23 protein-coding genes are annotated in these 24,721 nt (G+C 45.0%); 7 read left to right on the top strand and 16 right to left on the bottom strand.

Annotated features, from left to right (window positions below; genetic code table 11):
- Positions 1-168: 168 nt before the first annotated feature.
- The 3 genes from NST34_RS06175 to NST34_RS06165 form a co-directional block, all read right to left on the bottom strand.
- Positions 169-1,257: a pyridoxal phosphate-dependent aminotransferase gene (locus NST34_RS06175; RefSeq protein WP_076284096.1), complete on the bottom strand. Its 1,089-nt coding sequence runs from the start codon at positions 1,255-1,257 to the stop codon at positions 169-171.
- A gap of 338 nt (positions 1,258-1,595) precedes the next feature.
- On the bottom strand, positions 1,596-2,342 hold the full coding sequence (gene map, locus NST34_RS06170; protein WP_076284095.1) for a type I methionyl aminopeptidase: 747 nt from the start codon (positions 2,340-2,342) through the stop codon (positions 1,596-1,598).
- 7 nt (positions 2,343-2,349) lie between these two features.
- Complete coding sequence (locus NST34_RS06165) at positions 2,350-2,934, bottom strand: TetR/AcrR family transcriptional regulator (RefSeq protein WP_341127378.1); 585 nt, start codon at positions 2,932-2,934, stop codon at positions 2,350-2,352.
- A 282-nt stretch (positions 2,935-3,216) separates the two neighbouring features.
- Here NST34_RS06165 and NST34_RS06160 point away from each other — a divergent pair, with 282 nt between their 5' ends.
- Positions 3,217-4,218, top strand: coding sequence for a lipoate--protein ligase (locus tag NST34_RS06160; RefSeq protein ID WP_042185606.1), 1,002 nt, complete (start codon positions 3,217-3,219; stop codon positions 4,216-4,218).
- An 85-nt stretch (positions 4,219-4,303) separates the two neighbouring features.
- Here NST34_RS06160 and NST34_RS06155 read toward each other — a convergent pair whose 3' ends face one another.
- The gene (locus tag NST34_RS06155; RefSeq protein ID WP_076298272.1) at positions 4,304-5,017 is read right to left on the bottom strand and encodes a metal-dependent hydrolase; all 714 of its coding nucleotides are present in this window, start codon (positions 5,015-5,017) and stop codon (positions 4,304-4,306) included.
- A gap of 229 nt (positions 5,018-5,246) precedes the next feature.
- On the opposite strand from NST34_RS06155, the gene NST34_RS06150 reads away from it, so the two are divergent.
- Positions 5,247-6,194, top strand: a complete 948-nt coding sequence (locus tag NST34_RS06150; RefSeq protein ID WP_076284092.1) for a DMT family transporter — start codon at positions 5,247-5,249, stop codon at positions 6,192-6,194.
- Between the two features lie 12 nt (positions 6,195-6,206).
- Entirely contained in the window at positions 6,207-7,010 is an 804-nt protein-coding gene (locus tag NST34_RS06145; RefSeq protein WP_042124947.1) for a Cof-type HAD-IIB family hydrolase, read from the top strand.
- Positions 7,011-7,289: 279 nt separating this feature from the next.
- On the opposite strand, the gene NST34_RS06140 is transcribed toward NST34_RS06145, so the two are convergent.
- Entirely contained in the window at positions 7,290-9,089 is a 1,800-nt protein-coding gene (locus NST34_RS06140) for an ABC transporter ATP-binding protein (protein WP_341127377.1), read from the bottom strand.
- Positions 9,090-9,372: 283 nt separating this feature from the next.
- Between NST34_RS06140 and NST34_RS06135 the strand changes: the two genes are divergently transcribed.
- Positions 9,373-10,590 carry a sugar efflux transporter gene (locus NST34_RS06135; RefSeq protein ID WP_076284090.1) on the top strand — a complete coding sequence of 406 codons (1,218 nt, stop codon included), beginning with the start codon at positions 9,373-9,375 and terminating at the stop codon, positions 10,588-10,590.
- A 29-nt stretch (positions 10,591-10,619) separates the two neighbouring features.
- Here NST34_RS06135 and NST34_RS06130 read toward each other — a convergent pair whose 3' ends face one another.
- The 5 genes from NST34_RS06130 to cysT form a co-directional block, all read right to left on the bottom strand.
- Positions 10,620-11,411 carry an MBL fold metallo-hydrolase gene (locus NST34_RS06130; protein ID WP_341127376.1) on the bottom strand — a complete coding sequence of 264 codons (792 nt, stop codon included), beginning with the start codon at positions 11,409-11,411 and terminating at the stop codon, positions 10,620-10,622.
- A gap of 209 nt (positions 11,412-11,620) precedes the next feature.
- Positions 11,621-12,688, bottom strand: a complete 1,068-nt coding sequence (locus tag NST34_RS06125) for a sulfate ABC transporter substrate-binding protein (protein WP_341127375.1) — start codon at positions 12,686-12,688, stop codon at positions 11,621-11,623.
- A 321-nt stretch (positions 12,689-13,009) separates the two neighbouring features.
- The gene (locus tag NST34_RS06120; RefSeq protein WP_042124940.1) at positions 13,010-14,074 is read right to left on the bottom strand and encodes a sulfate/molybdate ABC transporter ATP-binding protein; all 1,065 of its coding nucleotides are present in this window, start codon (positions 14,072-14,074) and stop codon (positions 13,010-13,012) included.
- 1 nt (position 14,075) lies between these two features.
- Positions 14,076-14,873: a sulfate ABC transporter permease subunit gene (locus NST34_RS06115; protein WP_076284087.1), complete on the bottom strand. Its 798-nt coding sequence runs from the start codon at positions 14,871-14,873 to the stop codon at positions 14,076-14,078.
- Positions 14,870-15,685, bottom strand: a complete 816-nt coding sequence (cysT, locus tag NST34_RS06110; RefSeq protein WP_076284086.1) for a sulfate ABC transporter permease subunit CysT — start codon at positions 15,683-15,685, stop codon at positions 14,870-14,872. Before cysT ends, NST34_RS06115 begins: the two co-directional genes overlap by 4 nt.
- 206 nt (positions 15,686-15,891) lie before the next feature.
- Between cysT and NST34_RS06105 the strand changes: the two genes are divergently transcribed.
- On the top strand, positions 15,892-16,293 hold the full coding sequence (locus tag NST34_RS06105) for a secondary thiamine-phosphate synthase enzyme YjbQ (protein ID WP_042185590.1): 402 nt from the start codon (positions 15,892-15,894) through the stop codon (positions 16,291-16,293).
- A gap of 142 nt (positions 16,294-16,435) precedes the next feature.
- Here the strand turns inward: NST34_RS06105 and NST34_RS06100 are convergent, their stop codons facing one another.
- The 3 genes from NST34_RS06100 to NST34_RS06090 all read right to left on the bottom strand — a co-directional run bounded on the left by NST34_RS06100 (position 16,436) and on the right by NST34_RS06090 (position 19,141).
- Positions 16,436-17,017, bottom strand: a complete 582-nt coding sequence (locus NST34_RS06100) for a TetR/AcrR family transcriptional regulator (RefSeq protein ID WP_076284085.1) — start codon at positions 17,015-17,017, stop codon at positions 16,436-16,438.
- 4 nt (positions 17,018-17,021) lie between these two features.
- A complete protein-coding gene (locus NST34_RS06095; protein WP_076284084.1) occupies positions 17,022-17,654 on the bottom strand; it encodes a YigZ family protein in 633 nt (210 codons plus the stop codon).
- 131 nt (positions 17,655-17,785) lie between these two features.
- A complete protein-coding gene (locus tag NST34_RS06090; protein ID WP_042185583.1) occupies positions 17,786-19,141 on the bottom strand; it encodes a glucose-6-phosphate isomerase in 1,356 nt (451 codons plus the stop codon).
- Between the two features lie 234 nt (positions 19,142-19,375).
- On the opposite strand from NST34_RS06090, the gene NST34_RS06085 reads away from it, so the two are divergent.
- On the top strand, positions 19,376-20,275 hold the full coding sequence (locus NST34_RS06085; protein ID WP_341127374.1) for an NAD(P)-dependent oxidoreductase: 900 nt from the start codon (positions 19,376-19,378) through the stop codon (positions 20,273-20,275).
- A 180-nt stretch (positions 20,276-20,455) separates the two neighbouring features.
- Here the strand turns inward: NST34_RS06085 and ppnP are convergent, their stop codons facing one another.
- Together ppnP and tkt are read right to left on the bottom strand one after the other, a co-directional pair.
- Positions 20,456-20,773, bottom strand: coding sequence for a pyrimidine/purine nucleoside phosphorylase (gene ppnP, locus NST34_RS06080; RefSeq protein WP_042185578.1), 318 nt, complete (start codon positions 20,771-20,773; stop codon positions 20,456-20,458).
- 33 nt (positions 20,774-20,806) lie between these two features.
- Positions 20,807-22,849, bottom strand: a complete 2,043-nt coding sequence (gene tkt, locus NST34_RS06075; RefSeq protein WP_076298280.1) for a transketolase — start codon at positions 22,847-22,849, stop codon at positions 20,807-20,809.
- 302 nt (positions 22,850-23,151) lie between these two features.
- On the opposite strand from tkt, the gene NST34_RS06070 reads away from it, so the two are divergent.
- The gene (locus NST34_RS06070; protein ID WP_042124922.1) at positions 23,152-23,784 is read left to right on the top strand and encodes a hypothetical protein; all 633 of its coding nucleotides are present in this window, start codon (positions 23,152-23,154) and stop codon (positions 23,782-23,784) included.
- A gap of 66 nt (positions 23,785-23,850) precedes the next feature.
- Here NST34_RS06070 and NST34_RS06065 read toward each other — a convergent pair whose 3' ends face one another.
- Positions 23,851-24,630 (bottom strand): GNAT family N-acetyltransferase, encoded by a 780-nt coding sequence (locus NST34_RS06065; protein ID WP_341127373.1) that lies wholly within the window; start codon positions 24,628-24,630, stop codon positions 23,851-23,853.
- Positions 24,631-24,721: the final 91 nt, after the last annotated feature.

Genomic DNA, 24,721 nt, shown 5'->3' with positions numbered 1-24,721 from the left:
GAAGCCCACCATCCGGTATCAAATCGCAACTTCTGCGGTACTTGAGTCACTTATTCATTAGAATCCCTGCCTTCTCTACGCCGCGAGTGTCACTTACAGTAGACTCCCATCCCCCTGCGCTACACCTGTCACTTAGCAGCAAACCCGCTGCCCTCTAAGCTACACAGGTCACTTATCCGCCAGAATTTCCTTCATCTTTTTTAGCAGCCGGACATTATCCTCATGTCCCTTAACTGCTACTCGGATATGCTCGTCTCCTAGACCGGGGTACATAGCGCAGCTGCGCACCAGTATACCGACACGCCCAAGACGGGTCTGCATCTCAGCCGCACTCCATGGCGAAGGCAGGCCACAGAGCAGAAAGTTGGCTTCGCCTGGCGGCACATCGCAGCCTAGCTGCATAAGGCCTTGACGCAGCAGCCCCCGTTCAGTGGCGATCAGTTTGCGTGTGCGATGTCCATACTCGTGCCCACACTCAAGGCAGGCTTCGCCCGCCAGCAGCGCCAAACCATTCACGCTCCAGGTAACCTGCTTTCCGGTCATCGCCTTTGCCAGCTCGGGATGCGAAATGGCAAACCCGAGACGCAGTCCGGGAATCGCATAAAATTTCGTCATCGACCGCACCAAAATCGTATGCGGAAACTGATCCAGATCCGGCAAAAGCGTATTCCGTTCTGCTTCTGGAATAAAATCAATAAAGGCTTCATCCACAGCCAAATACGTCCCGTAGCTTTCAGCCTTCTGCGCTAACCAGCGCAGCTCATCCACAGTATACTGAACGCCATTAGGGTTGTTCGGCTGTCCAAGGAACAGCAGATCAACCTTCTCCAGCAGCCCGGCAATCTCATTCACTCCAGCTTGGAAGTGCTGTCCCCTTGTCCCCTGAACAGATAATACTTCTGCACCGAATTGCACAGATAGCTGCCGATACTCAGAAAAACAAGGTTCTACGATACCTACCTTTTGCGGAGCAATCGCAAGCAGCAACAATGCCATAGATTCTGCGGCTCCGTTGCCTACTGTCAACCAACCACTATGTATACCAAGGTCCTTTGCTAGCAGACTTTTGAAGCGCCGATGTCCAGGGTCAGGGTAGGCAACCACCGTAGACAATGCTGTTCTAAGTAGCTCTAAGACGGCTGGCGGAGGCCCGATAGGATTGATGTTTGCGCTGAAATCAAGAAATGTGCCACCAGCCTCCTCATAAAGTTCCGCAGCTGTTAGCAAATCACCGCCATGGCCGTATTTTTCAAGCATATTTACACTCCCTCTATCCACTTTCGTTTGTTCGATATGTATCTCATTGCCACCATTATTGCGTCTTTACCGGGATTACGTCAATGCTCACTAAAGGAATCACCTGAATAACCGCTTGCCTCAAATCGACATTAAAATCTACGAGATGTCAAAAGATAATAAAGTTCTAGACTGGCAGCCTCATCAGATCTATAGACACGCTGTCCCCGAACCCGCTTCGGCTTGAAGATGGGAACGGGATATCGTCTACATGATCAACTGTACAAATAAAGAAAGATGCTATGCCGAATACGAAAAAAAGAAGTCGACCATTTCGTTGGTCGACTTCTAATTTTTTTCTATTGCGCGGTCAAAATTTGTGGACCTTCAGCCGTAATGGCAATCGTATGCTCGTATTGGGCGGCGAGCTTGTTGTCCATCGTCCGTGCGGTCCAGCCGTCCGGATCGATTGTCATCAAGTAGGTACCTTCGGTGATCATGGGCTCAATCGTGAACACCATACCTTCCTTGATACGTGGGCCTTTTCCAGGCTTGCCGACATGCATATAAGTCGGCTCCTCGTGCAGGTCGCGGCCGATGCCATGAGCGAGAAGGTCGCGCACGACGCCGAAACCGTGTGATTCCGCATGCCGCTGAATCGCGCTCGTCACATCGCCGAGTCGATTGCCGGGCTGAGCCTGCTCGATGCCCAGATCAAGACATTCCTTCGTGACACGCATCAACTTCTCGGCCATCGGCGAGATCTGCCCTACCGCATAACTCCAGGCCGAATCGCCGAGCCAGCCATCGAGCTCAGCGACCGTGTCAATCGTCACGATATCCCCTTCCTCAAGTGGCTTATTGCTAGGGAAGCCATGCGCGATTACATCGTTGGCGGAGGCACAGGTCGCATATTGATAGCCCCTATAGCCTTTCTGGTATGGCTTTGCGCCGTGCTTCAACATAATGTCCTCGAATATGCGCTCAATCTCGTTGGTGGTAATACCCGGTTTGATAAGCGGGGCGATTGTACGATGACATTCAGCCACCACTTGGCATGCCTTGCGGATAGCCTCAATTTCATGCTTGCTTTTTAAAATGACCATGTTCGTATCAGGACCCCTTCGTAATAGCTTGGATAGCGAGTCGGGCGATTCGATCGACGTTCAGATCGGAATTGCCCGCATAGTAGTGCAGCCCACAGCAACCGACCAGCACAGCAAGCATATGGTCGACGCTGTCGTCTTCGCACTGTGCGATCGATTGAAGTGGAACGTATAGCCGTTCCATAAACCGTCTCTTGGCGTGGTATCGATCCTTTTCAGGCAAGCCCGCATAATGTTCTGCCGCCATTTTGTAGACAAGATATGTGCGGGCGTCCGACTGCCACAGCCGGAGCAGCGCTTTACAATACTTCAACAACTGCCAGTCATCCGGGGGGCTGCCGCTGATGTTCGCCCATTCTGCGATCATTTGCTCACATCGCTCGAAGCCGCTTTCTAACACATCTTCTATTAATAAATGCCGGTTGGGGTAATAATGGTATACTGTGCCGTAACCAAGCCCTGCCTCGCGGGCGACGTCGCGAATATCAAAGCTGCCGCCCGTGCGAAAGTAGGAGCGCGCGGCAACGTCCAGGATCTGTTCTATACGCTGTAAGCGTATGAGCTCATTTTGTTCTTTGGTACGGGGGCACATAGAATGTTAACCTCCTTATTTAGACCTGCAAATTTGTCAATATAAAAATAGTAACGCATGAGGTAGAGAAATGCAAAGGATTTGTTGGTGTTCGATAAAATGAAGTACTGAACAATAAGACTGAGTGCTGGAAATTCTTCAATTTAAAAATCGCGTTAAATCAATGAATCCAATCTAAGACTTTATTTTCACCGAAACACGAAGCGATCTCTTTTGTTAAAAAACTGCTTTTGGTTTAAAATGAGAACTGTAATCAATTTTGCTGCAACGGAGGAATTCACTATGATTTTTATTGATAACACAGGGATTACTGACGCTTCCATCAATTTGGCGATTGAGGAATATGCGCTGAAACACTTGCCGATGGACGAGAGTTACCTGCTTTTTTATATTAACAGCCCATCTATCATCATCGGTAAACACCAAAATACGATTGAAGAAATCAATCAGGAATATGTTAAAGAGAATGATATTAAGGTTGTACGTCGTCTGTCCGGCGGTGGCGCGGTCTATCACGATCTTGGAAATTTGAACTTCAGCTTCATTACTAAGGACGACGGCCAATCCTTCCATAACTTCTTGAAATTCACCCAGCCGGTGATCGACTACTTGCAAAGCATGGGTGTTAACGCTGAGCTTAGCGGACGGAATGATCTTCAAGTCGGCGAACAAAAAATTTCCGGCAACGCTCAATTCTCCACACGTGGACGCATGTTCAGCCATGGCACACTGATGTTTGACCTCAATTTGGACAATGTACAAGCCTCTCTAAAAGTAAATCCAGAGAAGTTCAAATCGAAGAGCACCAAATCCGTACGTAGTCGCGTAGCCAACATCAAAGAGCTGCTAGGTACAGACATGACCATTGAAGAGTTCCGCTCCGGTCTCCTACGTTCGATCTTTGGCATGGAGCCATCCGAGGTCCCTCAGTATAAGCTTCAGGAAGCAGACTGGGACAAAATCCACGAAATTTCCAAAGAGCACTACCAGAACTGGGACTGGAACTACGGTCTGTCACCAAAAAGCAACGTCAAACACACACGTAAATTTCCTGCTGGAATTATTGATATTCGTATGGATATTGAGGATTCCCTCATTAAGGACATCAAAATCTATGGTGACTTCTTTGGGGTTGGTGACGTAGTAGATGTTGAAAATGCACTTCGTGGCAAACGTTATAATGAGGCAGAGGTTAGAGAAGCATTAGCTGATCTGGATTTGAAGCATTATTTTGGACGTATTGAGCCGGAGGACTTTATCGGACTGGTTTTCCTAGAAGAATAGTTACACAAAAATAAAGGGGCCTGCTTATCCTATGCGCAAATTTGCGTAAAGAATAGACAAGCCCCTTTTTCATATTCATTTTAGTTCAAGTAGAAAGTATAAATACATAGACAACGAACGCTAGAGTCAGCATGATGCAGATGTTCTCTACGGCTCCACCTTTTTTCGTGCCTGTACTCATTAGCTTTAGACGCAGCTTAAAGGGTATTGGCGGCAGGGGTGTAATTCCCCGTTGGGTAAGAGAGTCAGCTAGTAGGTGAAGCGCATACGACATGCCCCCAGCTATCCATAGACTGCCACCGTCATTTATACCCGCTGAGGCAAAATACAATAAGGCGCTCCAGCCCGCAACTCCATACAAGGTATGTGTCAGTCCACGATGAGGAACAACCGATGAGACTACAAGCACGCACGCTGCAATGTAGTTCCATGGATCATAGGCTTCCCCGAAGGCAAAGAGTGCTATGGCAATCAAGATCATGACCAAATGGCGCAGCTTTCGACTAGGCAGGAAAGATACACTTCCGACTAGCAATGCCAGCACAATGTTCCAAGGACGTTCCACGATTCCGGCAAAATAGAGATAAATCGCCGCACCTATCAAAGCAATTTGCAGCACTCTTAATAGAAATTCTGGAATCGCCTTACGCACGAGCAGTGAATTCGGTTCATCAATGTCAGGCAGCAAGGAACTTAATGCTGCGACCGCAATAACCGGAATCGTAATCTCATGCGACATCAAACTCATTACAGATAGGGTAACCCCAGTGCTGATTATTAAATGGGATCTGCCCATCATGGTGAAACCGCTCCTTTCTAAGATGCGAAAAACAAGAACAAATGTGCGGTTATCGAAGTATATCAAGACCCTGTTTTTTTGTCTAGCCTAATCCCTTAAATCCCTTTAAATATAAGCCTTTGAGCGATTCCTATCTTGTCCTCCCCATGAATATACGATACAATTTGGACAACTTGACATTGTCGTTCTTACAAGGACGGCATTTGCCGAAGAGAGGATGACCTAAGAAGTGAAGCGTTCCCGTATGGCCGATTTCAGCCTGCTACTTGTGGCGATGATGTGGGGATGCACCTTTCTGATTGTTCAAAATGCTGTCAAAGTGCTCCCTCCACTCGCGTTTAACAGCATCCGCTTTACAGGTGCTGCCCTGTTGCTGGCTCTAATCACTTTTATTTTTTACCGCAAGGAGTGGAAACAGCTAAGTTTCCGCATGGTACGTGATTCTCTGCTGCTAGGCCTTTTTTTGTTTATGGGCTATGGCTTCCAGACCATGGGACTTCTATATACAACCACCTCCAATACCGGGTTTATTACCGGTCTATCGGTCGTATTGGTTCCGTTTCTCTCTCTGGCGCTACTAAAGCATGCCATTTCACGTTACACTTGGTTCAGCGCGGCGCTTGCCGCAGTAGGTCTTTATCTGCTGACCTTCACCGGCTCTGCTTTGTCCCTGAATAAAGGCGATGCTTTGATCTTGCTCTGCGCCATAGCTTTTGCGCTACAAGTCGCATATACTGGCGTTTATGCACCTCATTATCCGGCGTTGCCGCTGGCAACCTTGCAGCTCGCCTTCGTTGGACTGTTCAGCATTGTCGCTTCGCTTATTTTTGAAGGAGCTGCACCGCTGGCACACAGCGCAGAGCTTATCAAGGACCCGGACGTTCTCTGGGCACTTTTAATCTCTATTGGTCCTACCAGCGCTTTTGCTTTCTGGATTCAAACCGCCTGCCAGAAATACACTACGCCTTCCCGGGTAGCCATTATTTATGCCACAGAACCTGTATTCGCTGTTCTGACAGGCTTAGCCTTTGGCGGAGAAACGCTTGGTATGTCCGCTCTGCTCGGTTGTGGTTGTATTCTGGGAGCTATGCTTATGGCAGAGCTGAGCCCGGAACCGGGTCAGAATCAACATAAGAAGAATTATTTTTCCAAATTACATTTATTTAGAAAGAGATAAGGAGAGAGACAAATGTACAAATTGATCGCGATTGATATTGATGACACTCTAATTAACGATGACAAGGAAGTAACACCCGCTACACAGACTGCGCTTGAAGAGGCTGTAGCTGCTGGCGTTGTTGTAACCCTTGCTACAGGCCGAGCTTATGCTTCTGCGCAAGCCATTGCCCGTCAAACTGGACTTAACGTGCCAATCATCACTTACCAAGGCGCACTCGTTAAGAACTTGCTCGATGAAAAGGTACTATATGAGCGTTACGTGCCACAAGATGCGGTACACAAGCTGTTCACTTACTGCGTGGAGCATAATCTGCATTTGCAAACTTACATTGACGACAAGCTGTATGCCCGTGAAGACAACCAGAAGATCAAAGATTATACAGACCTGAACAAAACGCCATATTATATTGAACCAGATTGGGAGAAGCTTGTTCCACAAAAAACACCAAAAATGCTGATTATCGATGATCCTGCATTCTTGGATGAGCTGGCTCCAATTCTACGTGAATTGCTCGGCGATTCCGTGCATATTACCAAATCCAAACCACAATTCCTAGAAATCATGCATCATGAAGGAACCAAGGGAATTGCGCTTGAATTCCTAGCCAATCATTTTGGTTGTGATCTCTCCGAGACTATGGCTATGGGTGACTCTTGGAACGACCATGAGATGCTGGAAGCTGCCGGTCTTGGCGTTGCTATGGCGAACGCTATTCCTGCGCTGAAAGAAATTGCTGATTTCGTAACCCTGAGCAACAATGAAGATGGCGTAAAATACGCGATTGATAAATTCATTCTCAATAAAGTGAACTAAATCGGCTGAACTTAATAGTTTTAGTGATAAAGTTCAGTTGCAACTACGGTGAATATTTGGACTTACGGTCGCTGTTAGGTTTGAATTTCATGATTTAAACCGTTGTCAACGGTAGAAATTCAAACCTAAAGGCGATCGCTTACGCTCCTACAGTTCCAAACTTTCCCCTCCATTGCTCCTTCCTTTACCTCAAGTTCTTAAGTTCTATCTATATAAATTCACTTTCTTAAGAAAAGGGTGTTGCTACGCCATATTTTATGACGTTGCAACACCCTTTTGTTATTTCAGCAAGCTCGGTATTCCTGTAGATGCAAACTCTAATGCCTCTTGCTCACCCTCCCCAGCCTCTTCCTCTTCCAGCTGAGAATAGTACAAATCATGATATCTTCCTTCTGCTGCAAGTAGCTCCTCGTGGGTACCACTCTCCACTATTTCACTGTTCTCCATCACTAGAATGACATCAGCGTTCTGAATCGTTGATAGACGGTGAGCGATAACGAGTGTGGTTTTGTCTCCCATTAATTTACGAATCGCTTGCTGCACCAGCTTCTCCGATTCATTATCAAGCGCAGCAGTAGCTTCATCCAGCAACAAAATTGGAGAGTTCCTAAGAATCGCTCTCGCAATCGATAGTCGCTGGCGTTGTCCACCGGACAGGCGTGAACCTTCCTCACCGATATCTGTATCGAGGCCCTCCGGTAAGTCCATTACAAAATCATAAGCGTTCGCTTGTCGCAAAGCTTCCAGAATTTCATGCTCATCTGCATCTGGATTTCCATTTCGGATGTTATCACGGATACTTCCTGTATAAAGCCCAGACTCTTGCGGCACATAAGAGAAGTGACTCCTAAGTTTAGCTAAACTCATCTCGCTTGTCTTCTCATTATTTATAAACACTTCACCCTCATCAGGTTCATATAACCCAAGGAGTACCTTAAAAAGTGTAGATTTCCCTCCACCGCTCGGTCCCACAATTGCCATTTGAGCCCCTTTGTGAAGCTCTAAGCTGATTTTGTTCAAACTACGTCTCTCCGCTCCCGGATAAGAGAAGGATACCGAGGACATGACCATACGCTCAAATTCAGGCTGTTTCGTAGCTGCTTCGGGTAAAGCCTCCACTTCTACAGGGCTATCCAACACTTCAAAGATCCGTCCCGCCGCCCCAAGTGATTGCTGCATCGAATTGATCAGTCCTGGCAATGCCGAGAACGGCATCACTAAATAATTCATGAGCTGGATGAAAGCAATCATCGCACCGACCTCAAGTGATCCTTTTGCCACAAAATAACCAGCCACGACCAGCGCCAGAAGAAACGTAAAGTTTCCCAAAAAAGAGGAGAATGAGCCAGTAGCTCCCTCTATTCTTCCCCGTTTTAATTCTTCGGAAGTGATATTCTCACTATGTTCCTGATATTGCTTCATTAGTCTGCGTTCAATGCTAAAGGATTTAAACACCATACTACTGCCTAGAATGTCATGTAAAAAGGAAGTAATCTTGCTCATATTAGTCTGAATCTTCACACTGTTCTCACGCATCGCTGAACCGAAGATTTTTCCCGTAAGGAACATCAAAGGACCCATTGCAAAACAGATCAATGCCAGTAGCCAGTTAATATAGAACAAATAACCAAAAGCCGCGAGAGCAAGCAAAGGGTTACGGATTAAATCAATCATTACCTCGCCGGTAGCATTACCCACAGATTGATTATCATTAGTAAAGCGGGACAACAAATCTCCGGAGTGATTACGGTCAAAATAAGACTGAGGAAGAGCTAAAGCATGTCGCATCATATCTAGCCGCAGTTCATTTCTGATCTTGGCTGAGATTTTATTTTTGAGATAGCGATCGAAAAAACCGTTGATTGCACTCACTAATAAGTAGATTAATCCGAATATAACCAGCCCTTTAAAAGCTTTCACATCAAGTCTAACCGCCGCATCCGTAATTACTGAGAGCAGCCAAGCAATCGTTAAATCCAGAACAATCCCAAATAAAGTCGTAAATAATAAAACCGTATATAAGAGCTTGTGCCTTAACATGTATGTACTTAATCTTGAGAAAACACCTTTCTGTTTCAAAAAAAATCAGCCCTCTCCCCTATTAGCTACTTATTACTCCCTTCCTGTCGTTGATAATTATTCTATATATGTAAATATAAGACGGCAATACTTTCTGATTATAAAGGATAAACATGATTCTGAATACCGAATGCAATAGATATCACAAAAGGAACATCAACTGTCCGAGATTTGCCCGAGTGATGCCCCTTAGCCAAATCGCATATATATTGTTGCTGTCTTTTTCATGTATACTAGAACCAGTTTGACTATCTTAGCAAAAATAGAGGAGTAACTTCACAACATGATCAAAAGACTTACTGCACTATTTTCAATTCCCTCTTATGCCTTACTCTTTTTATGTATGCTACTTCAGGGAATGGGGATTTCACTCAGTTCACCCTTCTTATCCATTTATTTCACGGAACAGCTTGGCGTATCTGTCGGATTGTTTGGTGTTTTTCTCGCCACCACGTTAATTGCCGGAATATGGATCAGTACACTAATCGGAAGACGCTCTGACCTCGGCTTAAATCGAAAAAACATTTACCTTGTTGCCACACTCTGTAATGCGCTGGCTTATAGCGGGTACTTGCTCATTCAGGATTTCACGATCTTGTTCATCTACATGATTGTGTTCACCGCCCTCGGTGCACCAGGCATGCCTCAATTGTTCGCCATTGCTAGAGAAGCAGTGAATAAGAGCAATTTTACGGATACTGCGTTTGCTAATTCTACCTTGCGCTCTGCTTTCTCTCTCGGCTTTATTACAGGTCCTTTAATCGGCACCCTGCTAATCGCTGCTGTTGGGTTTAAGGGGATTTTCACGGGTACGATCGGAGTATTCCTGCTTGTTGCCTTACTCGTTTTCTTCTTTCTCAAATCAAATACAGATACAGAGCTGAGCAGCAACAAGGCTGAAGTAAAAGTGAAAACTTTCCGGCTCAGTCAGAACCGCAATATTCTGCTTCCTTTTCTGATTCTGATACTCATGTATGTAGCTCACTGGACGAGCAGCATCAATACGGCCCTCTTTATTACAAACAATTTAGGGGGATCGACAAGTGATGTCGGTCTAGTCAGCAGTATATGTGCTGCGCTGGAAATTCCATTTATGATTATGCTCGGTCTACTCAGTGCGAAGTACAGTAACCGAGCATTGATGATGTGCGGGGCCATTTTAGGAGGAGCATATTATCTCGTTGTCATTTTCTCAGGCGAGATGTGGCAGATGCTTGCAGCCCAAGTTCTACTAGCTGTTTTCGTTGCTGTGATATCAGCAATTGGCATTAGCTACATCCAAGATCTGCTCCCAAACATGCCTGGGTATGCATCCACTCTTTACTCTAATTCATCCACGATCGGTAGACTGATTGGGAGTCTTGTTGGTGGGGGCTTAGCCAGTATTGTAGGTTACCGGTATTCATTTGTGCTCTGTTTTATACTCATCATTGTTTCCTTAGTCATGCTTGCGGTAAGCGGACGTCACCCTTTAAATGAACCAGAACAATTAACTGTTTAATCCGTTTATTTCTACTTGCCCATTCTCTTCTAAAGTGAAGAGAATGGGTTTTTGTATATTGGAATTCTCATACCTGTCTGGGCTAGAGTAACGTTCTCCGGTAAAATATATGCTTCTCTCATATCTACATCATGCGACATATGGGTATACACTGCCTTTTTAGGCTTCACGATTTGCAGTAGCTCCGCTGCCTCCGTCATGTCGTACACAGAGCGAGAGGATAGCTCCGCCGCTTCGTAATAGAAGCTTGTACCAAGGACCAGCAAGTCCGCTCCATGCATCAGGCGTGTCTCCTCAGCCCCAAGAGATATGGAATCAGGACAATACACCCATGTATAACCCTCCTTCTCTAGCCGAAAGGCGTACGAATATCCATTCTTACCATGGTTTACTTTCCAGGTATCTATCTTCCAGCCGTCCAGTTCTATCCCTTCATCACAGGGAATCATCTCGATGTGATTTCGCAGCCAAGGGTATTGCCGTTCGATAATAGGAATAACTTCTGCTGGAGTATAAAGTTCACCCTTAATGCCCGTCCATCGACAAGCATCTGCCCATTCCGGTAGCCCACCAATATGATCAAAATGAGCATGCGTCACCAGCAGTCTTCGCATATTCCGAACTCCCTGCGCCTCCATCTGACGTCGCCAATCTGGCCCACAATCAATCACTAGAAAGTCACTGCCATTATCTATAAGTACAGACGAACGCAGCCTTGTATTGCTCCCATACTCCCTTGCTTCTGTGCAGGTCTCGCAGCTGCAATATATCCGTGGAACACCCATGGCATCCCCAGTACCCAAAAACACCAACGTATCCATATTCTATCTCTCCTTCAGTTCCCATCAAGGAAGTCTTAAATTACCATATGTCTATCTTAAAGATGCTCACCAAAATATCCCCACAAAGTGAAGCTTTGCTTCGATGCGTACCCAGGTACTTTGCGGGGGCCCCAAATATATACTTTCGTCAAAAAAGTCATCCCTTAAGCAGTAGCCCTGCTAGGATGACTCTATTTTTACACCACTACCTATATTCCTGCAAGTACCTGATACCAAATTCCCCGCTTGGAATAAAGCGTGCTTCGCACCTCATCCCAGCCCCCTAAATAATTGATATCGAAAAGACCCGCTGGATCGGGGTAGCGGCTTTTGTTCTCCGCATAGACCTGTTTATCTACGGGACGAAAGCCATATTTCGCAAAGATCTCTTGTGCCTGTGGGGTCATCAAGAAATCAACTAATGCTTCTGCTGCCGCGCGTGTCCCATGCTTATCCGCATACTTCTCTACGACAGCCGCTGGGTTCTCAATCAGCATTGTATTTTTAGGAATAATGACTTCATATTTAACACCCTGAGCAATCCGGGCCAGCAGTTCATTCTCATAGGTGACAATGACATCACCCACTCCATACTCGAAGGCAGCCATAGATGCACGTCCGCTCTTATCCAAAGACTCCACATTGGCATGTACACTTTCTAAAAAAGCTTTCGCTGCTGCTGGATCCTTAACGCCCTCTTGCTCCTCTGACAGCTTCAGACCAGCCCCATAGATCGCGTTAATATCCCACTGCGCACCACCGGATGTTTTGGGATTTGGGTATAACACTTTAATCCCTGGCTTGGCTAAGTCCGCAAAATCGTGAATTCCTTTGGGGTTTCCCTCACGGGTACCAAGTGCGACTACCGAACGTGTCACCATGCCTTGTTCACCCTGCTCTTTCCACGTTGGCGCTACGAGTCCAGCCTTAACAAGCTTCTCGACATCACCTTCCATGGCTAGCAGTGTAACATCTGCTTCGAACCCGCCTACGATTGCACGTGCCTGTGTTCCAGAAGCTTCATAGGACTGCTGAAAACTAATCTCCTGTCCAGTATCCGCTTTCCACTGCGCTGCAAATAACGGCAAAATATCTTCCATCGCATCCTTAGCCACACTGTATGCGCCAACGACTAGCGTAACATCCCCTTGCTTCGAAGGATCTGCCATCGTCGTAATCGCCTTCTGATTCCCGCAACCGACTGCCGCCAGCGTGAGTATGGCCAGCATTAGGGCAGCAAAACATCCGTGCAGTTGTCTGCTCCTTTTGAAATTCATTGCGGCCCACATCCTTCGAGGTAATGATTTTAATATTTCCTTGAAAGTAGCTCTATGGCTGAACTTAAAATTCAAGTAACCAACGTTCGGTATTTGCCGTAATTACGCGGAATGTTTGGACTTTCGGCCGCTGTTATGCTCTAATTTCTTGATTGGAACCGTATTACGGTTGAAATTAGAGCATAAAGGCGGTCGCTACCGCTCCTACAGTTCCAAACTTCCACTCCATTACTTCATACCTTCACATCAGTTCCTCTAATCCTAGCTCATCACATTCGCTACTCTTCAAAAAAATTGAAAATCATTTTATTTATTTTTATATTAAATAAATATCGGCATCGGATCTTCTTTCAGGTTGTTCTCCTGGATCCAGCTTCGCTCATCATTAAACAGGTAAGCGCGGTGCACAAGAACTGAGATATCCTGTCCCGGCTGCAATGTTTCTTTCTCCAAAGAACGGTAAGTGACCAGTTTATGACCATTAACTTCAACCTCAACGAGCCATTCACTTCCACGGAAATGCAGATGCTTTACGACGCCTTTTTCCGTAGCTGAAGCCATCTTGAACTCATGCAGGTTACCAACTTCAATATACTCAGGACGAATAAGTGCTTTGGTAGGCTTACCATCTCCAGCGCCTTTAAAGCCCTTCACCTCAGAAGCATCTTCAATCAGTGTCGACTCCCCGATAAAAGTTGCCACAAATGGTGTTTTAGGCTCCTTATAAATATCCCAAGGCGTACCCTTTTGTTCCAACTGCCCTTGGTTGATGATCATGATCTCATCTGCCACTTCTATTGCTTCGTCTTGGTCATGTGTTACGAAGATGGAAGTGATGCCAACACGCTCAATCAGCTCACGTAGCCAAGCACGCAGCTCCTGACGGATCTTCGCATCAATAGCTGCGAACGGCTCATCTAAGAGTAATAGCTGTGGTTCAGGCGCGAGTGCACGAGCAAAGGCCACACGCTGACGTTGTCCACCAGATAGCTGATGCGGATAACGCTTCTCGAAGCCTTTTAATCCCGTAAGCTCCACCAGTTCCATAACACGGTCACGAATGGCAGTTTTGCTGGCCTTCTTAACTTTTAATCCAAAAGCAATATTATCAAAAACAGTCATGTGCTTAAATAACGCATAGTTCTGAAAAACGAAACCGATCCCGCGCTCTTGAGGAGGAAGATTGTTAACTGTCTGACCATGAAAAATGATCTCTCCATTATCCGGTGTCTCCAGCCCTGCGAGCATACGAAGAATCGAAGTTTTACCGCCACCACTCGGGCCGAGCAGTCCGATCAGATGACCTTTTGTAATGGTGAAATTGACGTCCTTGACCGCATGAAAATCTCCAAAATGCTTATTTAATCCCCGCACTTCAACATGCATATTACTGCACTTCCTTTCTTCTCTTGGTCCATTCCATCAATAACAGTAGACCTGCGGAAAATGCAGCCAGAACTAGCGCTATTCCTCCAGCAGCCGTTACATTAAAATTCTCAACATCCTGATAGACTAGCGTCGTCGCCGTCTGGGTTTTGTTCATAATGTTACCCGAGACCACGAGCACCGCCCCGAACTCACCTAGTGAACGAGCCACCGTAAGGATGACCCCATACACAACCGCCCAACGAATCGAAGGCCAAGTCACCTTCCAAAAAATTGTCCAGCCACGAGCGCCCAGTGTAGAAGCAGCTTCCTCCTGCTGTGAACCAATCTCCTGAAGCACCGGCATTACCTCACGCACCATTAAAGGAAAGGTTACGAACAAGGTAGCAATGATCATTCCGGGAATCGCATAGACGATCTTCAGCCCAATCCCTTCAAAAATCGCACCCAAGGCGCTATCCGGACCCAGCAGCAGGACAATCATCAGCCCGCCAATGACAGGGGACACAGCATAAGGCAAATCAACAATACTGTTAAGCAAGCCCTTTAGACGTCTATTTATCCAGTTCGCCCGGACAAGATACAGCGCCATCATAATTCCGAACAACGTATTTAATAACGTAACTACGATCACAACAAGCCCAGTCATCATAAGCGCATGCAGCGCTTCAGGCCTAGTCAGAGCATTCCAGAAACCACCAAATCCTTCACTAAAAGCACCTATAGCCATTTTCCCTAGCGGTGCAGCGATTAGCAGAAAAAACACCAAGTAGGTGAGTACGATCCACAATTTTCTCATGAGCGTCTCCCCCGCATCTGCAGCATATTAATGAGCCAAAGAATGAGAAAAGATAAGGTCAAGAGAATGACAGAAACCGCTGCTGCGGAAACCGGATTATCACTTTCAACTTCACCAAAAATAAAAACAGAAGATACGAGTGTACGACCTGGAATATTGCCTGCTACGAGGACTACAGCGCCGAATTCAGCAAGCGCCCGCGAGAAGGCGAGCATTCCACCGCTGATCATCCCAGGAGCCATAGAGGGGAGAATAACATGCCAGAAGACTTTAGTTCCCTTGGCACCCATTGTATATGCCGCTTCCTCTTCGGAAGGATCAAGTTCCTCCAGCAAGGGCTGAACCGCTCGAATCACGAAGGGAAAGGTTACGAAGACCATAGCAATTACGATTGCCGGTTGATGAAAAACAATTTCAAAACCAAGCGCTTCTGCAGCCTTGCCGATAAGACTACCAGGTCCGAGCAAGAGCAAAATCATCAAACCACCAACTGCCGTCGGCAGTGCAAATGGTAAATCCACAAGACTATTAAGCAATGCTTTACCAATGAATTGATAACGAATAAGAACCCAGGCAATCATTGTTCCTAAAAAGACATTAATTAAAGTAGCGATGATCGCCAGCTTTAAGGTTAACAGCACCGACTTCCAGGCAATCGGGTCGCTTATGCTTTCCACAAAATTACCGAAACCCAGTGAAAAAGAGTTGTAATAGACCCCAAGTATAGGCAACACAATCAATACTACAAAATAGAGCAAAATTGTAGTTCGGAAACCCCAAGTCCAACCTTTGTGTCTAAGCAGCGAATTCAATGATTTTGCCCTCCCACCTCCGGATAACCGGTCGGTATACTAACCAACATCTCCATTAATTATTCCTATTTATATACTTGGTTTTATATTATTACTACTTTACCAAATCCTTCTCGTTGTCGTCAATTACTTTCAAGTGAATTTGGGGTAAAATATATATAACAAAGGTTAGGAAAAAGTGGCACATCACAGGAAGGGGAATGATTATGCTGCATACACTGGAGATTACTACAACGAAACGGGATGAATTACGGGATATTACTCGTGAAGTCATTTCTTTTGTGAAAAAAAGCGGGGTGCGTAGCGGGGTGATCGTAGTTTATTGTCCACATACCACCGCAGGAATTGCAATCAATGAGAATGCAGATCCTGATGTGAGGCATGATGTTCTGATGCGTTTGGATGAAGTCTACCCTTGGGAGCATCCGAAGTATCGACATGCTGAAGGCAATACTGCCTCCCACCTTAAGTCTATTACATCCGGACCTTCCCAGAGCATAATCATCCATGATGGCGAACTATTGCTCGGACGTTGGCAGGGTATTTATTTTTGTGAGTTTGATGGACCTAGACGTAGACAATGTTTCTTAAAAATTATTGAGGGATAAACGATGAATGGCCGCTTCCGTTATTGCTACGGAGCGGCCATTAAAATATAACTAGAATTAAATATTACTTTGACCAAGCAGAGAAGTAGTGTTATACCAATGCACAGCTTTAAAGTGTCAACTTATAAAAAAAAACAGCATGTTAAAGGCTGCGACATAAGACCTTGATATGAGCTGATGCTGCCTCTTTTACATCCTCAAATGATACTTTATCTTGGATATAATAAGATATAAATCCGTGAGCGGATAAGAACAAGGTTAGCGGCACGTTCTGCCAATCCTCGGACACATATCCCTCTTCCTTCATATGACGGCGTACAATACTTGAGAATAAATCAAAACATCGTCCCTGCTCTGCTCTACAATAAGCCAGCAGCTCTTCATCACGAATCATAAACATAATTTCATACTGATAAGGATGATCTATTCCAAACCTTATAAACTCCATAATTAGCTGCTCTACTCGAGTCATACCCTCTTCAGGTGGCTTATTCATTACTTGACCAAGCAAAGTAGCCACATGATTAAAATCTTCGACAACAATGGCGTAGAACAATTCCGCCTTTTCTTTGAAATGATAATAGAGAGAGCCGTGGCTGTATCCCAAATGCTGACCGATGCTTCGCATTGAAATCGCTCGATACCCTTTGGTAATAAACAGATGCCTAGCGGCCTCTAATATTCTTTCCCTCGACAACTCCTGCTCCACTGCTCTCCTTGCCATATACCTAATCCCCTTCGCTGTAGTAAATCCGCCGCCCTTCTGTTACCAAGGCTTGCCCTTGGGTTAGATCTGTTATCCATGCCATAAATGCGTCTCCCTCATCATTTCGCGGTAAACATAACAACGTTACTTTATCGGTGAACAAAGTCTCGCCGGTCTGAATACCTCTTCCCCGAAGTTCGTTCTCAACCTTGCCTAGCCAAGTGTAATCAATTTCTACGAATACCTCTCGTCTTAGCACACGGGTGATTACTTCTCCTGCTTCAAGCGCAAGCACTGCCCCATCCGTATAAGCTCTAATCAGCCCTCCGGCACCCAGCATAATGCCTCCGAAATAACGGGTAACAACAATTGCGACATTTTTAACTCCCTGGTTGCGAATTACTTCCAAAATCGGTTTGCCGGCTGTTCCACTCGGCTCCCCGTCGTCCGATTGCCTCTGGATTTCGTCTCGCTCCCCAATCACATAAGCAGAACAGTTATGCGTTGCGTCCCGATGTTTCTTCTTGATGTCTTCGATAAACAACAATGCTTCTTCTTCATTCTCAACTGGCATAACATGACCAATGAAGCGAGATTTGCGGATTACGACTTCCTTAGAACCGGAAGATCGCACCGTTCGATATTGTTCTAACATAATTATTCCAGTCCTTATATACATATGATGTCTTCATATAATGTCAGGAGCAGCCCCGGTATTGGATTACCTATGGACTGCTCCTGGTGACTTACACTAGTATGAATGGTCTCTAAATTACTGCTGCAATACTATTCTGTAAGTCTTGCTTCCAGCTCTGCTTTTTCTTTTTCGTAACCCGGTTTGCCAAGCAGCGCAAACATATTCTTCTTGTATGCTTCAACGCCTGGTTGGTCGAATGGGTTAACACCTAGCAGGTAACCGCTGATGCCGCAAGCTTTTTCAAAGAAGTAAACCAAATAACCAAATGTGTATGGTGTTTGATCAGGAATAGTAACGATAAGGTTAGGTACTTGACCATCTGTATGCGCAAGCATTGTACCTTGGAAAGCCTTCTTATTTACGAAATCCATAGTCTTTCCTGTTAAGAAGTTCAAGCCATCCAGATCATCTGGATCATTCTCAATGGTCACATGATGAGCCACTTGATCTACTTGGATTACCGTTTCAAAGATATTACGGTTACCTTCTTGGATAAATTGACCCATGGAGTGTAGATCCGTAGAGAAATCAACGGAAGAAGGATAAATTCCTTTGAAATCCTTACCTTCGCTCTCGCCAAACAATTGTTTCCACCACTCCGATACAAAGTGTAAGGAAGGCTCATAGTTAACGAGAATTTCAGTTGTCTTACCTTTGCGATACAGAGCATTACGAACTGCAGCATATTGATAAGCTTGGTTAGTAGCTACATCTGGATTATTGAACTCATCCGCAGCGGCAGCAGCACCTTGCATCATCTCTTCAATGTTAATACCTGCTACAGCGATTGGAAGCAAGCCTACAGGTGTCAATACGGAGTAACGTCCGCCTACATCGTCTGGAATGATGAAGGATTCATAACCTTCTTCAGTAGCCAATTTCTTAAGGGCACCTTTTTCCTTGTCTGTAGTAGCGTAAATACGTTTGCGAGCTTCTTCTTTACCATATTTCTTCTCCAGAGCTGCGCGGAAAATGCGGAAAGCAATGGCTGGCTCAGTCGTAGTTCCTGATTTGGAGATTACGTTCACGGAGAAGTCTTTGCCTTCTACTAAATCAAGCAAATGCGTGATGTATGTAGAACTGATGTTATTACCAGCGAAATAAACTTCTGGAGTTTTGCGCTTATCTTTAGAAAGGTTATTGTAAAAAGAATGCGAGAGCGCTTCAATCGCTGCGCGTGCTCCCAGATAAGAACCACCAATACCAATTACAATCAGTACTTCGGAATCGCTCTGGATCTTCTTTGCGGCTTGCTGAATGCGTGCGAATTCTTCCTTATCATAAGCTGATGGAAGATCAATCCATCCAAGATAGTCGGAACCTACACCAGTCTTATTATGCAACTGTTCGTGCGCTAACTTAACTGGAGCGGCAAGGTTGTCAATTTCTTGTTGGTTGAAGAAAGTAAGGGCTTTGGTGTAGTCAAAATTAATCTTCTTAGACATCGGTAATGGAAACCTCCTGTTTATCTCTTTAAATTTGAAACCGCTTGTTACAACTTTATAATTAGGATACTTTAATTTGCCTTGACTGGCAAGGTCTTAGGGCACATCCCGGGCTTTAGAACCAAGTTTTCGAAAGTTTCATGGAAGCGTTTCCCGCATCATTAGGCATGGCTGAGCTGTGGTGCTAGCCTAAGTGCCATGATAGAATGAAGAAAACGGAAGGTGGCTATACAAATGAAACAAATCGGTTTTATCGGACTTGGAACAATGGGAGCGCCAATGGCTTCCAACTTGCTTCGTGGCGGCTTTCAGGTGACGGTGTATAACCGTACAGCAGCTAAATGTAAACCTCTTGAAGCAGAGGGTGGCCAGACTGCCCTTACGCCACGTGCCGCCGCTGAAGGTAAGGATGTTATTATTACCATGATCAGTAATGATGATTCGGTTCGTGAAGTGTTTTATGGTCAGGATGGTATTCTTGATGCACTTAAGCCAGGCGGCTTAATTATTGATTCCAGCACAATTTCTCCAGGACTAGTTCACGAAATTGCCACTGCTGTAGAAGCTCGAGGTGGACATTTCCTTGACGCGCCAGTGACCGGAAGCAAGCCGGCAGCTATTGAAGGAACCTTGGTGTTCATGGTTGGCGGCAGTGCTGAAGTTATAGAACAGCATCGCGATATATTCGATACTTTGGGCAAAAAGCTGATACATATGGGTGAGAACGGCAGTGGTGCTGTAGCCAAGCTGGCTCATAATGCTATGGTCGGCATTCATAACGTTGCCCTGGCTGAAGGATTCGCTATCGCTGTAAAATCAGGTGTTCCAGCTGACAAGTTCCTTGAACTAGTGCAGCTTGGTTCTGCGGGTAGCAAACAAGCAGAGCTTAAAGGCCGTAAAATCATAGAAAATGATTTCAGCAATCAGTTCTCCCTTGCATTAATGTTAAAGGATTTGAAGTTAGCCTCCGCCCACAGCGATTTCACAGGCGTCCCTTCTCCAATGCTGGGACTAGCCAAAAGTATGTTCCAAGCTGGGTTTACCCAAGGCTATGGCGACGAAGACCTCTCCGCTGTAGTGAAATGCTATGAAGAGTGGATCGGACAAAAAATGGGTTCTACTGTATCAGAATAACATTTCACTTACTCATGACCGTTTCCCACATGATTTCCAATGTGAGAGGCGGTCTTTTTTAACGAATTTTCAATCTAAAAATACGAACACTTGTTCGAAATAATAATACTAAATTATTCTTTGTAGTGCAAGAAAAAAAGGAAGCCCTGCTTTTCAGCAGAGCTTCCTTTAGTTATGTCTTTATAGAACCGGGTAAGAACAGCAATAATCAGTTACTTCAAATACTTCCAACGCAAATTTTGAGTTGCCAGGGACATTGAACGTTGCCGCTCCCTTAATCTCCTGCCATACCTCAGTGCCGGGAAGCAGCACTTTAAGATCGCCGGACAGAATCTCCATAATTTCAGGACCATCCGTACCAAATTCATATACACCAGGCAACATGATACCAAGTGTGACCTTAGTTCCATCCTGCAAAATTACCGTACGGCTTGTTACTTGTCCGCCATAATATACATTGGCTGCTTTTTCAATCGTTGCGTTGTTAAACTGACTCATTACTTGTTCTCCCCCTAATGATTATTCAGTTAATTACAGAAGTGCTTTCACACGGCTAACTACATTCTCAACAGTAAAGCCGTATTCTTTCATTACTCTGTCTCCAGGTGCGGAAGCTCCGAAAGTAGTGATGCCGAGGATATCGCCTTGGTCACCAGTGTAACGTTCCCAGCCAAAGGTTTGTGCCATTTCGATTGCAAGACGAGCCTTAACTCCTGGAAGAATTACGGAATCACGGTATTCTTTATCTTGTTTTTCGAACAGATCCCAGCTTGGCAAGCTTATTACACGAACATCGATACCTTCTTCAGCCAAAGCAGCTTGTGCTTTAACAGCCAATTGTACCTCAGAACCAGTAGCGATCAGTTGTGCTTGTGGAGTGCCATTCTTGGAATCAGAAACAACATAACCACCACGTTTGATGTTTTCACGAACGCCATCAACTGTTCCAGCAAGAATTGGCAAGTTTTGACGAGTCAGAACCAAAGCAACTGGATTCTCTTTGTTTTCCATAGCATAAGCCCATGCTGCAGAAGTTTCGTTAGCATCAGCCGGACGAATAACAGTCAGACCTGGGATGATACGCAGGGAAGCCAATTGTTCGATTGGTTCATGCGTAGGACCATCTTCACCAACTGCAATACTGTCATGTGTCAGTACATAGGTTACTGGCAATTTCATGATCGAAGCCAAACGGATGGCTGGACGCAGGTAGTCTGTGAACACGAAGAATGTTCCTCCGAATACTTTAAGACCCGTGTGCAGTGCAATACCGTTCATTGCAGCAGCCATACCAAACTCACGTACGCCGAAGTAGATGTTGCGGCCATCATAAGATTCTGGTGTGAACGATGTCAAACCATTCAAATGTGTCATAGTGGAACTTTCCAAGTCAGCGGAACCACCCACAAGCTGAGGAACGCCAGCAGTCAGACCGTTAAGCGCACTACCGGAAGCTACACGAGTCGATACTGCCTTATCTTCAGTAGTGTAAGTTGGGAGGTTAGCATCCCAGCCTTCTGGAAGATCGCCGTTGATTACTGTTTCGAACTGTGCAGCAAGCTCTGGATATGCTTTTTTGTAAGCTGCGAATTTGTCATCCCAAGCTTTGTTAGCTGCGATTCCGTTTTTCTTCACTTCTGCAAAATGAGCACGCACTTCGTCAGGTACATAGAAATCTTCTTCGTATACCCATTTGTAGAAATCTTTGGTAAGCTTAGCTTCTTCTGCTCCAAGTGGGGAACCGTGAGTACCGCCATGGCCGCCTTTACCTTGTTTGTTAGGGCTACCATAACCAATTACAGTTTTCACTTCGATCAAAGTCGGTTTGCTAGTCTCAGCTTGAGCTTCAGCAATCGCTTTGGCAATAGCCGGAAGATCGTTTCCGTCTTCAACGCGAAGTACTTGCCAACCATAAGCATCAAAACGTTGAGCCACGTTCTCGGAGAAGGAAAGGTTCAATTTACCATCAAGGGAAATATCATTTGAATCATACAATACAACCAATTTGCCCAGTTTCAAATGACCAGCGAGTGAAGCGGACTCGGAAGAGATCCCTTCCATCAGGTCACCATCACCACAAATAGCGTAAGTATAGTGGTCAACCACTTTATGTTCATCTTTGTTGTAGGTAGCTCCCAATTGAGCTTCAGCCATAGCCATACCAACAGCCATACCAATACCTTGTCCAAGTGGACCTGTTGTTGCATCGACACCAGCGGTGTGACCTACTTCTGGGTGACCCGGAGTCAAGCTGCCCCATTGACGGAAATTTTTCAATTCTTCCATAGGAAGATCATAACCACTAAGGTGCAACAAGCTGTACAGAAGCATAGAACCATGTCCTGCGGACAATACAAAACGGTCACGGTTTACCCATGTTGGATGATCAGGGTTGTGTTTCATTGTTTTTGCAAACAATTGGTAGCCCATTGGTGCAGAACCCATTGGCATACCTGGGTGGCCGGAGTTTGCTTTTTCAATGGCGTCAATCGCCAAAGTACGAATCGTTGTAATGGACAGGTTATCTACAGTTGAGTTTTCTTCCTTTTGAATCACTTGTTCTTGTTCACTCATTTAATAGTTCCTCCTCTGAAATCTCAAGAATGTCATTTTGACTCTTATTGTATCATTAGTGTGGAAGCAATTCCAATTGTTTTTAAAAACTCTTTATTTGAACAGCTTATCTTTTGCAATATCGACGTATTTATATACACACAAGAACTATGAGACAAGCCAGAATTGCACTAGTCTATGGTCTAGTTTTTAATTGCGACTAAAGATTGTTTTACAATGCTCAAATATACAGTAAGATGGAGTTAGTTAAGCATAATTTTCATTCATTACCCAACATTTCCTAGTGGAAAGGAACTTTGAACATGAGTTCGAATAAGGACATCTTTATTGTGCTTACCGGTACAGGTACGGCCTTTAGTGGTTTTATTAAGTGGTTTACAAAAGCCGATCTGAATCATGCTTCGATCGCCTTTGACTGTGAACTGCGGGAGGTATACAGCTTCGGAAGAAAAAAAATGCACAATCCATTTGTGGCAGGACTAATCCAGGAGAACTTTATCGACCCTTTTTATAGCAGTGCTAATTGTTCCATCTATCAGTTGCGTGTTAGCGCTGAGGAATACGATACGATGTACAATCACGTCCAAGGGATGATGCAAAATCAGGAGCGTTATAAATACCATCTTTTAGGATTAATCGGTGTGCTTCTGAATATTAAAATCGATAGAGAAAATGCTTATTTTTGTTCCCATTTCGTTGCCTCTTTATTTGAAGAAACTGCAGTTCAGCCTGTGAATAAGCCTTCCTGCTTCGTTACACCGGAAGATTTCGCGCTTTCACTCTGTGCACATAAGATTTTTACTGGCAAGCTATCCTATTATTTACGTAGAGCTCAGAGAGCCTCTGCGCGCCCATCCTCTTTACCATTACATACTACTTCGGTTGCCGCACGAATGATGCGAATGAATGAAGACCGGACTGAAGGGGTCGTATAAAAGGTTCTATGCTTGTGAAAAAGGACTAAGCGGATTTAAATCCGCTTAGTCCTTTTTCATTAACCATCAAATAACAAATTGGACCATGTACTGTTTGCACATAAGCTCAAAGCCGATGGATTGATATAGAGAAATTGCGCCTACATTTTCCTCAAGGACATTCAAATAGACGTTAGAGGTAACCCTTCCCCCCGTTCGGGTGAGCTCGGCACAGATCTTTTTCCCGTAGCCTTGCCTTCTCCATCTTACATCCGTTCCGATGTTCCCCAATTCAACGTAATCTTCGCTATAAATATGGTATCCACCTACCGCAATCAGCTCATGTTGTTCCATCACACCATAGAACGGATACTGTAATTCTTCTTTTGAGAACGCCATTGTATCTAAATCGGCCATTTTCGACTCAATGAGTTCAAAATAAGGGGGACCCAATTGTAAAACGCTTGTATCCACCGGTGGTAACGCTTCTTGATGGATATGCTTCATTAGAAGCAGTTTTTTGGGTGACTTAACAAGTTCAAGCTGTGAAGCGAGTACAGCCATAACTTCTTCATTCACGATTACATTACCGACAGCATTGTCAGGTAAACTCAATTGATCTTTCATAAATGCAAGCACGGACCGGAGACAGAATGACTTCTCCACAGGGAATACGGAAAAAGCATAGAATGGAAGCCCTCTTAAAAAGGCCAATACGCCGAGCAATTCTCCCTGGTCAGTAAAATGTCCATAGTGTACCGAATTATGCTTACGAGCTGTAAGGTATGAATAGTATAAAAAATGCTGTTCCCTATTAATCGAACTCAAGATTGATTTCATTTCCGCTGGTGTTAACTCTCGAATCATGTCCCCTACCCCTATCAATGTTTGATACAATGCTTCAACATTAACATGATCCTGTGAAGTCACGCAAAAAAGATAGGGTGATATAGGCTCC

It is taken from the genome of Paenibacillus sp. FSL H7-0714 (assembly GCF_038003765.1).
Taxonomy (GTDB): Bacteria; Bacillota; Bacilli; order Paenibacillales; family Paenibacillaceae; genus Paenibacillus_AQ.
The sequence above is the reverse complement of the archived record's forward strand: the minus strand, read 5'-3'. Positions and strand labels throughout refer to the sequence as shown.